The following is a 14,934-nucleotide window of genomic DNA, read 5'->3' as shown; positions in this document are numbered from 1 at the left end:
GCCCTCTATCTGCGCCCCGCCTCCGACTGACCTCTCCACCCCGCGGCGGCGGGCGGAGCGGTGCCCCCGGCACTCTCCGCCTGCCGTCGTCGTCTCCTCCCACGGAACAGCGTCGCGGCGCCGCCGCTCGATCCTCAGCGCTGACGCCCGCTCCCGCGGCGGGTCCCCACGACTCCCCCACGTTCAGCGACGCGGCGCTCCGCCCTCTCCCCGCGGCGAAGCCGTTCGCATCACGCCCACCGCCACAGAACCACGCGCAACACGCCCAGTAGAAGGAACCGCACTCGACGTCCTCAGTCGCAGGAGCCGTTTTCAGCAAGCTCGAACTGAGGAGCCATTCGCAGCACGCTCACTCGACGGATCCCTGAGCCGGACGCTGAGTCGCACGAGCCGTGCGCAGCACGCTCACTCGAATGAGCCGTGCGCAGCACGCTCACTCGGCGGGTCTCCAGCAGCACGCCCAGTCGAAGGAGCCGTGCGCAGCACGCTCACTCGAAGGAGCCGTGCGCAGCACGCTCACTCCCGCCCCCGCCGAGTCCGACCGCACAGCGGAGGTCTCGCTCGAGTCCCAGCGGACTGACCAGCCGCCCCTCTCCAAGGCGATAGGCGAGAAACGCGTGCGAGCGTTTCGAGCGAGCCGATCGCACCCCGCTCTCGGAAACGCGACCACCCACCCAGCCGACCGCGGCGGGGCGAGCGCCTGCGCTCGCCCCGCTCTGTAATGACCGAGGGAGCGATCGCGCAGCGCTCGCTCCCTCAGTCAGTACAGCAACCCGGTCAGCCGCGCCCGCGCCTTGTTCACGCGCGGGTCCGTGGTCCCGACGATCTCGAACAGTTCGAGCAGTCGCGCCCGCACGCTCGCCTTCCCGTCGGCGTCGAGCCGCGGGAAGATCGACAGCAGGCGGTCGAAGGCGTCCTCGACGTGGCCGCCGGAGACGTCGAGGTCGGCGACGGCGAGCTGCGCGTCGAGGTTCGAGGGCTCCGCGGCCGCGGTGGAGCGGATGTCGTCGAGCGTCCTGCCCTGGAGCCGCTGGAGCAGCTTCACCTGCGCGAGGCCCGCGACGGCGAGGTCGTCGCGCGGGTTCTGCGCGATGGCGGTCTCGTACTCGGTGATCGCCGCGGCGTAGTCGCCCCGGTCGATCGCGTCGTACGCCTCCTGGTGGTGCGGGGGCAGCGGGGCCGCCTCCGGCTCGGCTCCGTCGACCGGCGCCTCGCCCTCGACGGGGACGCTGCCGGTGACGCCGTTCTGCGCGGCGAGCTGGAGGACCTGCTCGAGCAGGTCGCGCAGCTGCTCCTCGGCGATGAGACCGCTGAAGAGAGGCACGGGGCGCCCGGCGATGACGGCGGCGACGGTGGGGACCGACTGCACCTGGAAAGCCTGGGCGAGCTGCGGGCTCGACTCGACGTCGACGCCCACGAGCACGAAGGCCCCGGCGTACGAGAGGACGACCTTCTCGAGCAGCGCGGTCATGCTCGTGCTCTGCTCGGCCCAGGAGCCCCGCAGATCCACGATCACGGGGACGCGCGAGGAGAGCTGGACGACCTGGTCGAACTCGGCGTCGCCCGCGGTGAGCAGCAGCGGATTGGCGGCCGGCGATCCGGCCGGAGCAGCGGCTCCGGGCGCGGGCGACTGAGGCGCGCGCCTGTTCACGAGGCTGGACAGGTCGACGGCGCCGCGGAGGTTTCCGGGCAGGGGCGGGACGGCGCTCACGGCAGCTGCACCACCGAGACGAGTCCCTGGCTCCATCCGAGCATGACGATCTTCTCCTCCGATCCGACGGGCGGTACGTAGAACAACAACTGATAACCGTAGGTGGTCTCGATGCCCGTCGTCGACTTGTCGGTGCCGAGCAGGGTCTGCGAGGCGCCGGACGTCGAGACGGTGGACCCCTCCGCGGTCGGGCGGACCGTGGAGACCTCGGCGATGCTCGCGGCGACGAGGGCGCCCGAGTCGTTCGTGGCGAGGGCGATGGTGGGCGAGGTGCCGGCCTTGTTCGAGAACTCGATCGAGGCGGTGTCGGGCAGCGCCTCGCGGTCGGCGGTCTTCTTGTCGACTCCGACCTGGCCGCGCAGGGTGTCGCCCTCGGGGGCGAACAGCTCGGCGTACTGGCTCGCGTCGCCGTTGGCGAGGATGTCGGCGTACGCCGCTCCGACGGTCTCGGGCGCGAGGGTCATCAGCTTCGAGTCCGGGGCGACGATCGAGGTGCCGACGGTGACGGGCGCGACATCGGGGATGCGGGCGTTGGCCTCGAGCGAGATCGCGTAGTCGACCTTGTAGTCGACCCGCGGGCTGGCCTGGCTCATCATCAGGGCGATGGGCGCTGTGGTCGTGTCGGCGGGGTCCCCGACCACGGCGGTGACCAGGCGCGGCCACGTCTCGGTGTCCTGGGGCAGGACGACGCTGACCGGGGAGGCGGGGATCGTCTGCGGCGGATCGATCGTCCCGCCCTTGTTCACGACGTCGTAGTTGGTGGTCCGCTCCGTCAGGGCCTCGCCCTGGAAGCGCTCGGCGAGCACCGTCGCGTCGCGGGCCGCGTCGGCGGCCGAGGCGACGTCGGCGACCGAGGCGACGATCGCCTCCGCCTGCTGCGTCGTGACGACGGGGGTCGGGATCTCGGCGATCGGCTCCGCGCCGGCGGTGGACGTCGCGGTGGCGGTCGGGGTCGCGCTGGCGCCCGCGGCGAGGTCGGGCCAGTAATCGGAGCTGCAGCCCGCGAGCAGTGCGGTCGTTCCGAGCACGATCGGCAGGACGAGGAGTCCACGGCGCCGGCTCGGCGCCGGCGAGGCGAGCGACGCCTGGATCCCGGCGCGGGCGCGCGGGCGGCGGGCACCGCGCGGCACCTTGCCCTGCGGTCCCTTGCGGCGCGGTCCGTGCTGGCGGCGCAGGTGCACGAAGGCCCAGATGTAGAGCCCGAGGCCGATGAGGAGGAAGAGGGCGCCGCCCGCGAGGAGCGGGCCGGCGAGCGGGGTCGCGGTGTCCACGGGCCAGCTCACCCGGATCTCGTCGGCCGCCGGGGCGGTGCCGTCGGTGGCGATCAGCAGGGAGATGTCCTCCGGCACGTCGAGTGCGACGTCGATGCTGCCGGCGCCCTCGAGCTGCTCGAGCCAGAGGTCGGCGCCGCGCGGATCGACGATCGCGGCGTCGGCGGTGGCGTCGTCCGCTGCGAGCTCGATCGGCGTCCCGGTCTCGGTGGTGGCGGTGAGCTCGTCGGTCTCGGCGTCGTAGCCGATCTCGTCGTACTCCGAGCCGCCGACCCAGCCGAGCACGTCGCTCGTGCGGGCGTAGGTGAGGACCAGGTCGCCCTCCCCCTCGACGGTGATCGACTGGCGGCCCTCGTTGGAGGCGAGGACGCTGCCGTCGACGACCGCGTAGGGAGCGTCGGAGTCGAGGACCGTTCGAGCGGTGAGCGACTCGGGCGGGGCCCACACCGTTCGCTGACCGATGCCGAGAGCGATCAGCGCTGCTGCGATGACCGTGGCGATGATGGCGAAGACGAACCGCACGAAAGTACTCCTCCTGCGTTGCCGGATCGGGGTGGCGGCCTCAGCCGGTTCGGGTGACACGGCCGGACCGGGGCGCGACGGCAACAGACAAAGACAGTCCACGATAGCCGATGCCCTCCGACGAACCCAGGGATCAGCCGAGAGTGCGCACGGTCGGCGGCGCGCGCGGGTGTCGCCCCGGGGCGGGAGCGACCCGCTGACTAAACTTCCCGGAGTGCCGCGAGCGTGGCGCTGATCCATCCGGAGGAGACGACGTGGCAAGCGACGAGGCCGAATTCACCCAGGCGTTCCGCGGGTACGACCGCGACGAGGTCGACAAGGCCATCCAGGGTCTGCGGCGCGAGCTGATCCACGCGAACACCCAGGCGGCCGAGAGCGGCCGCGAGTCCAAGCGGCTCGCCGCGCGGATCGACCAGCTCGAGAAGGAGCTGCAGCAGGTCGGCACGCCGACCTACGCGGGTCTCGGCGCCAAGCTCGAGCACACCCTCCGCGTGGCGGAGGAGCAGTCCGAGCGCATCATCGCGCAGGCCGAGAACGACGCGTCGGCGCTGCGCCGCTCCACCCGCGACGACGGCGACCGGATCCTGCAGGAGGCCCGCGACGAGGCCGAGCGCCTCGTGTCGGAGGCTCGCCGCCGCGCCGACCGCACGCGCAACGAGTCCGAGGCGCAGGCCGCCGCCACCCTGGGCAAGGCGGCCGACGACCGCGACGTGATGACGCAGGACGCGGTCCGCGAGGCGGCCGCCATCCGCGGCACCGTCGCGACCGAGGCTGCGGAGACCCGCGCGACCGCGAAGCGCGAGGCCGCGGCCATCCGATCCGAGGCCGAGCGCGAGGCGGCCGAGATGCGCGCCGTCGCCGCCCGGGAGGTCGAGATCGCCCGCGCCGAGGCCGCCCGCCTGGCGCAGAGCAACGAGCTGCTGCGCGCGGAGGTCGCCTCGGAGGTGGCCCGCCTCCGCGCCGCCGTCGAGGCCGAGATCGCCGAGGCACGCGCCGCCGTCGCCGCCGAGGTGTCGTCGGCCCGCGCCGCGCTGGACGCCGATGTGACGTCCGCTCGCGCAGCGCTCGACGCCGAGCTGGTGGCCGGTCGTGCCGAGGCTGCCCGCGAGCTCGACGATCAGCGGACGCGTCTGGCCCACGAGCGGGCCGAGGCCGTCGCCCTGCTCGACGCCGAGATCGCGGGACTGCGCACCGCTGCGGCCGACGAGGCCTCGGCTCTCTCGCGCGACGTGGAGCAGGCGCGCATCGACCTGACCGTCGAGCTCGCGGCGCGTCGCGAGGAGGCCGACCGCGATGCCCTCCTCCGCCACCAGGAGGCCGTGGCCCAGACGCAGCGCTACCTGGACGAGTCGAACCTGCAGCTGGCCGACGCCCTGCGGCGCGCCAACGACAAGCGCCTCGAGGCCGATGCTCTGCGCAGCGACGCCCTCGACGAGACCACGCGCCTGCGCCGCGACGCCCAGGACGAGTCGGACCGCCTGCTCGCCGAGGCGCGCGAGCGGGCGCAGGAGATGATCGCCGACGCCGAGAAGCGGAACCGGCAGCTGGTCAACACCGCGGAGGGACGCCTCGACGAGATCCGCACCGAGCGCGATGCGATCGCCGGCTACGTGAAGGGCCTGCGCGGCCTGATCGGACACATCGACGAGATCGCGGGCGACTCGGGCTCCGGCTCGGAGGAGGACGACACCGACTCGTCGAACAGCTCCTCCCGCTGATCCCAGCGGAGCGCGGCCGCCCGCCGCGGCTCATCCCCCGCCACGGCTCATCCGCCGTGCGGCTCATCCCCCTCGGGGCGTGCCTTACGCAGAGCCGCGGTCCTACCGCGTTCCGCGCGGCTGTCGCCGCCCAGTGCACGACGGAGGTTCGCTCCGTCGCCCACGGGCACGACGAGCGTGATCAGGTGGGCTGACGAGAGGGCGAGCCATCCGCAGCTCGCGAGGACCGGCAGGTCGGGCAGGGTCAGCAGGACGGGGAGAAGGACGCTCGGCGCCATCGGTCCGGCGATCACGACACCCGCATCGCGGTACCTCGGGAGGACTCTCCTGACGAGGTGGCAGCGGCTTCCTCTCGAGACGAGGAAGCCGGGCGCCGTCGGTCCGGCGAGGCACCGGAGCGCGACCACGTGACCGGCCTCGTGGACGAGGACCGAGAGGAGGAAGCCCCCGCCCGCCGCGGAGATCCCGATGAGTGCGGGGAGCTCCGCCCAGGCGCCGACCACGGCGAGGGCGGCGAGCAGCAGCCACCACCGCACCATCCCGCGGGCGTTGTGGACCAGGGACGAGGCTCCTGCGCGAACGAGGCCGGGCGGCAGCGGTCGGGAGATGCTCGGCGCGGGGAGAAGGAGGCTCGCGACGCGCCGCAACGGGCCTCGAGGGGTTCGCCGGCTCGCGAGCCCGAAGTCGAGTGCCAGCTCGACGAAGTCGGCGGCGCAGGCCGGGACCCGGACTCCGAGGACGGCGCACTCGATTCCTGCGGCATCGACCACCACCCCGGGACTCCAGTCCAGTCGTTCAGTCCCGGGCAGCATGCCGAGTACTGAGGCGGAGCGACACAGCGGCGTAGAGCACGCCGAACACGACGGCGATCGAGAGGCTCGTGACGAGCACGGCCCACCGGCCGAGCGCCTCTCCCACCCACCCCGCGAGCAGCGTGCCGCCGACCGTGAGGAGGGTCACCGCTGCTCCCGCGACCGCGGTGGAGACGGACTGCTCCTCGCTGTACGGCAGCAGCGCGCCCCCCAGGAGTGCGGCCGATGCAGCGAGTGCGCAGCATCCCGCGATCACGACGAGGTCCTGCACGTGCACGAGACCGAGTGCCCCTTCGACCAGCACGACCGGCACGGCGAGCACGGAACCGACGAGGAGCGTGCCGAGCATCTTGGGCAGGATCCACCAGGACGACCGCGCCGAGATCTGCGCCCCCGTCCAGTGGATCGGAAGGGTCCGGCCGACGGCGTACACGCCCAGGAGCAGCGGCAGGGCGGGGAGAGTCGTGGCGAGTGCGTCCGATACGCCGGAGAGCAGAGGCGAGGCGGAGAACCGGGCCGCGACTCCGACGAGGGGGACGAGCAGGATCACCGCGATCACCGTCTGCGGTGCGCGCGCCGCGGTGAGGACCTCCAGCCAGACGGCTGACCGCGGCACTCCCTGCGCCGGCCGGAGACCGACGAGGAGCCGCGTGGACGCTCTCCTCGGACGACGGATCGCGAGCGACCCCGCGATCCGGAGGATCAGGCCGGAACCGACGAGCCAGGCGAGGAGCACACCCCAGGACACGAGGTCACCCGGATCCAGCACCAGCGCGGCCGCCGCTCGGGGCATCAGCAGCGACGCCGGTTCGAGAGCGCCGTCGGCCTCCTCCGTGACCGGCATCGCGACGATGTCGCCGACGGACACGAGCAGGCTCCCCGTGATGACGGCGGAACCGGCGAGGGCGACCCGGTGGGGGTGCGGCAGGAAGGTCGCTCGGCCGAGGGCGGAGTCGACGAGGGTGAACAGGCCCACGGCGAGGAGCTCGATCGCCACCAGGACGACGAGCTGGAGCACCGCGCTCCACAGGGTGCGCAACGGATCATCGAGGACGGCCGCCGTCACGGCGATCGACGTTCCCGAGAGCGCTGCCGCGAAGAGGAGCCCGATGGCGAGCAGGGGCATCAGTTGACCGATCCGGGCGGATGCGCGTCCGACCGGCAGCAGGTCGAGCAGCGTCTGGAGCGCCGTGTGCGGCGGTGCCGTCATGCAGAGGACGGACACGATGATCGCCGTCGAGACGACGGTGCTGCTGTAGGCGTTCCGGAGCACGAGGACGTGGAGCGCCTCCGGGAGTCCCGGCTGGAGCTGTCCCGACACGATCAGCGCGAGGAGGGCGCCGAAGCAGCCGGCGAGGACGCCGGCCGTCGCGACGCCGAGGACGACCTGCCGTTCGCCGATCCGCAATTGAGCGGCGACGTCCCGGCGCCACAGACGAGTGGCGGTCCGAGCTATCGTGAGGACCGGCTCAGCCACGACGCGCGGCCCTCCGCACGCGCAGCACCCGCAGGAGTGTCGCGCCGACCGTCGTCCCGGTGACGAGGAGGACGACGACCAGCATGCCCCCCGGCGAGGGATCCACGGTGAGCGCCGGCGCTCCGTTCTCCTCCGAGAAGGAGGCCGAGAACACACCCGGCACCCGCGCCTCCTCCCCCACCGACCAGGCGTAGGCCGTCGCCGCGATCAGCGCGAGGACCAGGACCGCTGCTCCGGTGGCGACGCCCATCACGACGCTCCCGAGCAGTCTGGCCGCCGCCGTCACGGGGTCCTCCGGCCGCGAGGAGGAGCGAAGAGCGTCGCGACGGCGAGGAGCCGATCGCGCCGCGCATCGGGTGTCCCGGTGAGTTCCAGGAAGAGCCCCTCGAGATCCTGCACGCGGGGTCGCGCGCCGATCAGGGAGCGGGGTGCCCCGGTCGCGAGCACCCGGCCCCTGTGCAGCACGGTCACGTCGTCGCAGTCCCGCTCCGCGCGGAGCAGGTCGTGGGTCGCGAGGAGCACGGCCCGTCCCGACGCTGCGAAGCTCCGGATCACCGTTCCCAGAACCGAGGCCGCGTCGGGGTCGAGGCCCCGGAACGGCTCGTCCAGGACCAGCAGGTCCGGTTCGTGCGCGAGCGCCGCGACGATCTGGATCTTGCGCTTCATCCCGTGCGAGTACCGTCCGACCTGCTTGTCGAGATCAGCCGAGAGCCCCAGAGCCTCGACGAGCACGCGGGAGCGGGCGCGGTCGTCCCGAGACCGCATCGCGTCGTGGAAGCTCAGGTACTCCGTGCCCGTCAGCGAGTCGGGAAGCGGCAGATCATCGGGAGCGAAGCCGACGTGGCGTCGGGACGGCTTCCGGGAGATGTCGACCCCCCGGATCCGCACCGTTCCCCGGTCCGCCTCGATGAGTCCCGTCAGGATGTGCAGTCCGGTGCTCTTGCCAGAGCCGTTGGGACCGAGGAGCCCGTGGACGACCCCCTCCGCGATCGCCAGGCTGACATCGGCCAGCACCGTGCCCGCGCCGTAGGACTTGGTGATGCCGTCGACCTCGAGGATGTCCATCTCGTCGACCTCCCTGTGCCGCCCCTACTTCCGGCAGTAGAGCTTCCAGGTGCCGCCGCGCTGCAGGCTCGGCATGTCCATGGCCGGGTACATGCCCCGCTGCTGGCAGACCATCCACCAGGCGGCGAGGAGACCCATCACCACGACCAGTGCGACGGCGATCACGACGACCTGCACCCACCGATCCGTCCGCACGGTCGAGAGCCGCATCTCCGAGGCACCCCTCGCCCGGGCGAGCCCTGTCGAGTAAGCAGCAGCGGCAGCGTTGAGGTCGATCATCGACGTCTCCTTCTCACGGTGGGCGCCTCGCACCGAGGCGAGCGCCACCATACGCGTATGGCTCACCGCCGACGTCGTCTGGCGCGAACCCGGGCGCCGGTGCGCGCATCGCCGACGCGGCCGTCCGCGTCACGCCCTCGCAGCGCGATCCTCCGGAGCAGCGGAGCGCACCGCCGAGCACCGTGGACCGGTCGCTCAGGCCGTCTCGCCCGTCCATTCCGTCGGGAGCGGCGACGACCCGGGGGCGACGACGCGCACGATCTCGTCCAGCACCCGGCGCGTCTGGGCCTCGCCGACCCAGAGATGCTTGCCTCCGTCGACCGCGACGAGTTCGATCTGCGGAACGGACGCGAAGCGCTCGGCAGCGGCCTCGGGACGCAGGTAGTCGTCGAACTCGGGGATGAGCGCCACAAGCGGGCGTCCGTCCTCGGCCCAGGCGGCCACCTCGTCGGCCGTGGCGCGGTGCAGCGGCGGCGACAGGAGGATCGCGCCGTCGACCGGGTGCTCCCTCCCCCACTTCAGCGCCAGCTCCGTGCCGAACGACCAGCCGACCAGCCAGGGGTGCGGGAGGCCGCGCTCGGCGACCAGCCGCATCGCCGCGGCGACATCGGCGCGCTCGGCCGTCCCACCGTCGAACGCGCCCTCGCTGGTTCCGCGCGGCGAGGACGTGCCCCTCGTGTTGAAGCGCAGCACGGCGAGATCGGCCAGAGCCGGCAGCCGGGCGGCCGCCTTGCGCAGGATGTGCGAGTCCATGAACCCGCCGTGGGTGGGGAGGGGATGCAGGGTCACCAGCGTCGCGACCGGCTCGCGCTCGAGGGGCAGGGCCAGCTCTCCGACGAGGACGAGCCCGTCGGAGGTCCGCAGCTCGATGTCCTCGCGCCGGGCGGGGAGGACGACGCCTCCGCGGATCTCTTTCGTCATCGTGCTCCTTCGATGCGCCAGCAGTGGCTGTGCCAGTGACGGCGCCCAGCGAGGTCCGCCGCGTCGCCGAGGGCTCCGTCGCCGCGCCAGACGACCACGTGGGCGAGACCCACGTCGATGGTCTGGCCGCAGCCGGGGCAGAGGTAGTTCTTGACCGCGCGGGCGGAGGAGACGGGCTGCACGTTCCAGTCGCGGCCACCGTGGACCTCGGTGCGGCGCCAGCCGGCCATCATCTGCGAGAGGTCGCGGGGCTCGTCGTCGCCTTCGCGCCGACTCCCCCGAGGTCGATTGCTGCGCGGCATTCCTCCAGTGTAGGAGCCGCTCTCAGTGGGAGGTGTCGTCCAGCTCGAGGCGGGTCTCCTCGGCGTCGAGCATCATCTGGGCCCGCCGCAGGATCCGTGACGAGTAGAGGCCGCGCCCTCTCGCCTCCAGCAGCGCCTCGCGCTCGGCGAGCAGGACGGCGCGGCGCAGCAGCAGGTACTGCGCGTGCGGACCGAGCGGAGCATCGTCGTCGCGGTCCACCTGCTCCCACGCGACCTGCGAGCGGGTGAGGGTGTCGCGCCGGACCCGCTCGAGGACGCGCGGCCCGACCATTCCCTCCGGCAGCTCCGCGACCGCCTCCGGGAGCGCCTGGATGCCCGTCGCCGCGACCTCGTCGAGCAGTGTCGCCAGCTCGCGCCGGTCGGCGTCCCGATCGCTGCCCTGGATGCCGGTGAGCCGGATCAGAGCGGGGAGCGTGGCCCCCTGCAGCAGCAGCGTCACGACGGCCACCGTGAAGGCGATGAGGATCAGCTGCTCGCGGTACGGCGTCTCGGCGGGCAGCGACTGCGCGGCGGCGAGCGTGACCACGCCGCGCATCCCCGACCACGACAGGATCACTCCGCCGCGCCAGCCGAAGGCCTCGCTCGTGGTCGCCGCCAGATCGGTCTCGCGGCGGTGGTAGAGCCGCTCGGCGCGGAGCTGGCGCCGGCGGAACCGCTCGTCGGTCGTCGCGCTGTTGCGCAAGCGCATCACCCCGACGGCCAGGCGGCGGTTGATCCGCTCGGCCCGGCGACCGGAGTGGCGCAGCCACACCAGCAGCGGCCAGACGAACAGCGTCCGCAGCACGATGAGCAGCACCACCGTCGCGAGTCCCAGCAGGACCGCCTCGCCGACCCCCAGCTCCCCCGGCTCGACCTCGCCGATGATCAGCTTGATCTCGGCCCCCATCAGGAGGAAGACGCCGTTCTCGAGCAGGAACTGAGCGGTGCGCCAGTTGACCCGCTCGCTGATCCGGGACTGCGGGCTGAGGAACCGCGCGCTGTTGTGCCCGGTGTAGATGCCCGTGACGACGACGGCCAGCACGCCCGATGCGCCCAGCTCCTCGGCCGGGATGTACGCGAGGAACGGCACCGCGAACGAGACGGCGGTGTCGAGGACCGGGTCGCGGAGCTTGGAGCGGACGAAGACGGTGATGACCCCCATCACCATCCCGAGAGCAATGGCCATCAGCACCGAGTAGACGAACAGCACGCCGACCTCGCCGATGTCGATCGCGTCGGCCGAGACCGACGCGCCCACCACCGCCGTCGCCGCCGTCGCCGCCCGCAGGAGCACCAGCGCGGAGGCGTCGTTGACGAGGCTCTCCCCCTCGAGGACCGTGACCAGACGCGGCGGCAGCCCCAGCTTCTTGCCGATGGAGGTCGCCGCGACCGCGTCGGTCGGGCTGACGACGGCGCCCAGCGCGATGGCCGCCGGCAGGCTGAGGTCGGGCAGGAGCACAGAGAGGAAGAGGCCCACGACGATCGCGGTCACGAAGACGAGCAGCACCGACAGGCCGAAGATCGACCGCAGGTTCCGCCGGAAGTCGGTCAACGGCACCTGGATCGCGGCGGAGTAGAGCAGCGGGGGCAGCACCCCCGCCAGGATCAGCTCGGGCTCGACCTCGATCTCGGGCACGCCGGGCAGGTAGGAGGCACCGATGCCGACGACCACGAGGATGAGCGGCGCGGCGATGCCGAGTCGGCTCGAGAAGCGCGCGACCGTGACGACGGTGATGATCCCGGCGACTCCGAGCAGCGCGTAATCCACGCCCCCAGGCTACCGAGGGCTCGGCGTGCTCCCCGGACGCGAACGGGCCCCGTCACCGAGGTGAGGGGCCCGTGGGGGATGGGGAGGAGGACTCAGTACCAGTTCATCGCCTCGGAGTGCGCCCAGGCACCGCAGGGCGAGCCGTAGCGGCCTTCGATGTAGCCGAGGCCCCAGGTGATCTGAGTGGCCGGGTTGGTCTGCCAATCGCCGCCGACCGTCGCCATCTTGTTGCCGGGGAGCGCCTGCGGGATGCCGTAGGCCCCGCTCGACTTGTTCTCGGCGAAGGTGTTCCAGCCGGACTCGCGCGTCCAGAGCAGCACCAGGCAGTCGTACTCGCTGTCGGCCCAGCCGCGCTGCACGACCATGTCGTACGCGATGGCCTTGGCGGACCCCGGGTCGGGTGCGGCCGAGCGTGCGACGGGCGCAGGAGCCTCGTACTCGTCCTCCTCCTCGACCTCGGCGGTCTCGGTGGGGGTCGGAGTCGGAGTGGGCGTCGGAGTCGGCTTCGCCTGCGCATCGAACGTGTCGCGCTGCACCGCCCGCTCGACCGCTCCGACGACGACGAGTCGCTGGGACGGGTCGCCGTCGAAGCGCGCGGGAGCCTGGTAGTAGGGCGAGGCCACCGCCCCGCTGGAGGGGTCGACGACCGAGACCATCACGAATCCGATGGACGCCGCGAACGCGAGGACCGCCAGGGGGAGGCGTCCTCGGGAACGGCGTGCTGGGGCCTGACGCGGAACCGGGGGCTTCACGGCCGAGGGCCGGGAGACGGGTGGCTGGGCGACGGCGGTTGGTTCATGCTTACCCACGATTACGAAAGCATAACGGACGGGGCCCCGATGGGCCAGGACCACCGCGGACCGTCAGCGGACCGCCAGCATCACGTCGACCACCGTGTCGAGGACGAGATCGACCTGGGGCTCCGAGTACCCGCCCCGCTGAGGGGCGAAGGAGACGGTCCGGACGTCGTCCACGCTGAGCACGGAGCCGTCGCGGAAGTACCCCGAGATGCGGTCGGAGAACGCGTCGACCTGACGGATGTTGTAGCCGGTGGTCAGCGCTCCCAGCCGGTGGAAGCGCTCGCGCTGGGGCCGGGCGAGCCGGTTGACGACCTCCTGGGCCGTCGCGCGCGCCTCCGTGAGCCAGACGTCCTCCCCCTTCGCGGCGATGGCGTACTGCCGCTCCCTGCTGGCGAACGCGTCCTCGAGCCGTTCGAGCGCGGCGTCCACGTGCGGCGCGGAGTAGCCGCCCTTGCGCAGGGTGAAGGCGGTGTGGCGGAGGTCCGCCGCTCGGAGGTCGGCCGGGCCCCCCGAGAGCTGGGCGTACGCCTCGCGAGCCGAGGAGAGGAAGGAGTCGACCTCCTCGACGTCGTAGCCGGGCCGGTTGTCGCGGGCACGAGGGAAGGGAGCGGTCACCCGGACATTCTGCCAACTGCGGGGCCGAGTCCGGGCACCGGCGCGTCGCCGGGTGGTGGGAGTCGCCTCCGAGGCCGGATCGGCCGCATCCGATCGTCAGTGCGCGAAGACGAAGTACAGCACGTACGCGGCGGCCGCGGACGGCAGGATCGAGTCCAGCCGGTCGAGCACTCCGCCGTGCCCCGGCAGCCAGGAGCTCATGTCCTTGATGCCGATGTCGCGCTTGATCAGCGACTCCGCGAGGTCGCCCAGCGTCGCGGTGAGGAGCACCACCGCACCGAACACGGCGCCGACCCACCAGGGCTGGTCGAGCAGCAGCACGGCGAGCAGGACGCCCGCGACGATGCCGGCCACGGCGGCACCGGCGAAGCCCTCCCAGGTCTTCTTCGGACTGATCCGCGGCGCCATGGGGTGCTTGCCCCACGTCAGACCGCTCGCGTACGCGGCGATGTCCACGAGGATCACGAGCAGCAGGAAGGAGAGCGCCCAGAGCTGACCCCCCTCCTCGGCCACCAGACGCACCGCGAAGGCGCCCAGGAAGGTCACGTAGGCCTGCACGAACGCACCGAGACCGATGTCGAGCAGCAGATCCCTCCGCGACGAGGACGTGCGTCCGAGGACCTGCTCGCCCAGCCGCCAGAGCGCGACGAGGAGCGACCCGCCGAGGACCGCGAGCCAGGCTGCCGAGAGCCCGCCGTAGTACGCGGCCGGCACCACGATCACGCCGGCGATGCCGGTCGGGATCCTCGGGATGTCGCGACCGGCGTGCCGGAGCGCGTTCGAGAGCTCCAGCGCCGCGAGGAGCACCAGGGCTCCGGCCAGCACCATGAAGAGCTCCTTGATCAGGAGCAGGCTCACGCCCATGGCGCCGACGCCGATCACGCCGATCAGCGTGGCCGAGACGAGATTGCGGCCGGATCGCGCGGTGAGGCGGTCGTTCGTGGCTTCGAGCTGCGCCCGGGTCGCCTCGAGCTGGCGCTCCACGTCGGCGCGCCGCTGCTGCGCACGCGCGACGAGGGCGTCGCGGGTCACCATCCGCGAGCCGCGGGCACCCGGGACGTGCGGCGTCTGTCGCTCCTCCCCGTGCTCGGAGCCCTCGGATTCGTCGGCCACCACTAGACCTCGAGCAGCTCGGTTTCCTTGCGCTTCAGAGCCTCGTCGATCGCGTCGACGTGCTTCTTCGTGACGGCCTCGAGCTCCTTCTCGGCGCGGCCGACCTCGTCGTCGCCCAGCTCGCCCTTCAGCGCGTCCAGGTCGTCCTTGCCCTTGCGGCGGATGTTGCGGACCGCGATCTTCGCGTCCTCGGCCTTGGTGCGGACGATCTTCACGAACTCCTTGCGGCGCTCGGCGGTGAGCTCGGGCAGGGTGACGCGGATGATCGTGCCGTCGTTCGTCGGGTTGGCGCCGAGGTTCGGCATGTCCCGGATGGCCTGCTCGATGTCGCGGAGCGAGCCCTTGTCGTACGGCGTGAGGACGAGGGTGCGCGCCTCCTGGTTCTGCATCGACGCCAGCTGCGAGAGGGGCGTCGGGGTGCCGTAGTAGCTCACGAGCACCTTCTGGAACATGCCGGGGTTCGCGCGGCCGGTCCGCACGGTGGCGAAGTCCTCCTTCGCGACCTCCACGGCCTTGTCCATCTTGGTCGTCGCGTCGGCGAGTACATCCGAGATCACGGG

At 72.3% G+C, this 14,934-nt stretch carries 15 protein-coding genes; 1 reads left to right on the top strand and 14 read right to left on the bottom strand.

Annotation, left to right across the window (positions count from 1 at the left end):
• Positions 1-760: 760 nt before the first annotated feature.
• Positions 761-1,711: a tetratricopeptide repeat protein gene (locus NB037_RS09175; RefSeq protein WP_251945330.1), complete on the bottom strand. Its 951-nt coding sequence runs from the start codon at positions 1,709-1,711 to the stop codon at positions 761-763.
• Complete coding sequence (locus NB037_RS09170; protein ID WP_251945328.1) at positions 1,708-3,504, bottom strand: DUF8094 domain-containing protein; 1,797 nt, start codon at positions 3,502-3,504, stop codon at positions 1,708-1,710. The genes NB037_RS09175 and NB037_RS09170 overlap by 4 nt, the downstream gene beginning before the upstream one ends.
• 254 nt (positions 3,505-3,758) lie before the next feature.
• Between NB037_RS09170 and NB037_RS09165 the strand changes: the two genes are divergently transcribed.
• On the top strand, positions 3,759-5,222 hold the full coding sequence (locus tag NB037_RS09165; protein WP_251945326.1) for a DivIVA domain-containing protein: 1,464 nt from the start codon (positions 3,759-3,761) through the stop codon (positions 5,220-5,222).
• A 47-nt stretch (positions 5,223-5,269) separates the two neighbouring features.
• Here the strand turns inward: NB037_RS09165 and NB037_RS09160 are convergent, their stop codons facing one another.
• From NB037_RS09160 to frr, 12 genes are all read right to left on the bottom strand, one after another.
• Complete coding sequence (locus NB037_RS09160) at positions 5,270-5,761, bottom strand: hypothetical protein (RefSeq protein ID WP_251945323.1); 492 nt, start codon at positions 5,759-5,761, stop codon at positions 5,270-5,272.
• A gap of 256 nt (positions 5,762-6,017) precedes the next feature.
• Entirely contained in the window at positions 6,018-7,511 is a 1,494-nt protein-coding gene (locus NB037_RS09155; RefSeq protein ID WP_251945321.1) for a hypothetical protein, read from the bottom strand.
• Positions 7,504-7,797 (bottom strand): hypothetical protein, encoded by a 294-nt coding sequence (locus NB037_RS09150; protein WP_251945319.1) that lies wholly within the window; start codon positions 7,795-7,797, stop codon positions 7,504-7,506. Before NB037_RS09150 ends, NB037_RS09155 begins: the two co-directional genes overlap by 8 nt.
• Positions 7,794-8,576, bottom strand: a complete 783-nt coding sequence (locus NB037_RS09145; RefSeq protein WP_251945318.1) for an ABC transporter ATP-binding protein — start codon at positions 8,574-8,576, stop codon at positions 7,794-7,796. Before NB037_RS09145 ends, NB037_RS09150 begins: the two co-directional genes overlap by 4 nt.
• A 24-nt stretch (positions 8,577-8,600) precedes the next feature.
• On the bottom strand, positions 8,601-8,855 hold the full coding sequence (locus tag NB037_RS09140) for a hypothetical protein (RefSeq protein ID WP_251945316.1): 255 nt from the start codon (positions 8,853-8,855) through the stop codon (positions 8,601-8,603).
• 195 nt (positions 8,856-9,050) lie between these two features.
• The gene (locus tag NB037_RS09135) at positions 9,051-9,776 is read right to left on the bottom strand and encodes an alpha/beta hydrolase (RefSeq protein WP_251945314.1); all 726 of its coding nucleotides are present in this window, start codon (positions 9,774-9,776) and stop codon (positions 9,051-9,053) included.
• Positions 9,773-10,078 carry an Rv1322 family protein gene (locus NB037_RS09130; RefSeq protein ID WP_251945312.1) on the bottom strand — a complete coding sequence of 102 codons (306 nt, stop codon included), beginning with the start codon at positions 10,076-10,078 and terminating at the stop codon, positions 9,773-9,775. Before NB037_RS09130 ends, NB037_RS09135 begins: the two co-directional genes overlap by 4 nt.
• Before the next feature lie 22 nt (positions 10,079-10,100).
• Positions 10,101-11,846: a cation:proton antiporter gene (locus tag NB037_RS09125; protein WP_251945310.1), complete on the bottom strand. Its 1,746-nt coding sequence runs from the start codon at positions 11,844-11,846 to the stop codon at positions 10,101-10,103.
• A 92-nt stretch (positions 11,847-11,938) separates the two neighbouring features.
• Positions 11,939-12,502 carry an aggregation-promoting factor C-terminal-like domain-containing protein gene (locus NB037_RS09120; protein WP_251945308.1) on the bottom strand — a complete coding sequence of 188 codons (564 nt, stop codon included), beginning with the start codon at positions 12,500-12,502 and terminating at the stop codon, positions 11,939-11,941.
• A gap of 207 nt (positions 12,503-12,709) precedes the next feature.
• Positions 12,710-13,261 (bottom strand): DivIVA domain-containing protein, encoded by a 552-nt coding sequence (locus tag NB037_RS09115; RefSeq protein WP_251945306.1) that lies wholly within the window; start codon positions 13,259-13,261, stop codon positions 12,710-12,712.
• Between the two features lie 96 nt (positions 13,262-13,357).
• Positions 13,358-14,374 carry a phosphatidate cytidylyltransferase gene (locus tag NB037_RS09110; protein ID WP_251945304.1) on the bottom strand — a complete coding sequence of 339 codons (1,017 nt, stop codon included), beginning with the start codon at positions 14,372-14,374 and terminating at the stop codon, positions 13,358-13,360.
• A gap of 2 nt (positions 14,375-14,376) precedes the next feature.
• Complete coding sequence (gene frr / locus NB037_RS09105; RefSeq protein WP_251945303.1) at positions 14,377-14,931, bottom strand: ribosome recycling factor; 555 nt, start codon at positions 14,929-14,931, stop codon at positions 14,377-14,379.
• Positions 14,932-14,934: the final 3 nt, after the last annotated feature.

Source organism: Rathayibacter rubneri (assembly GCF_023743255.1).
GTDB lineage: Bacteria > Actinomycetota > Actinomycetes > Actinomycetales > Microbacteriaceae > Rathayibacter > Rathayibacter rubneri.
This window is presented reverse-complemented; position numbering and strand designations above follow the sequence as displayed.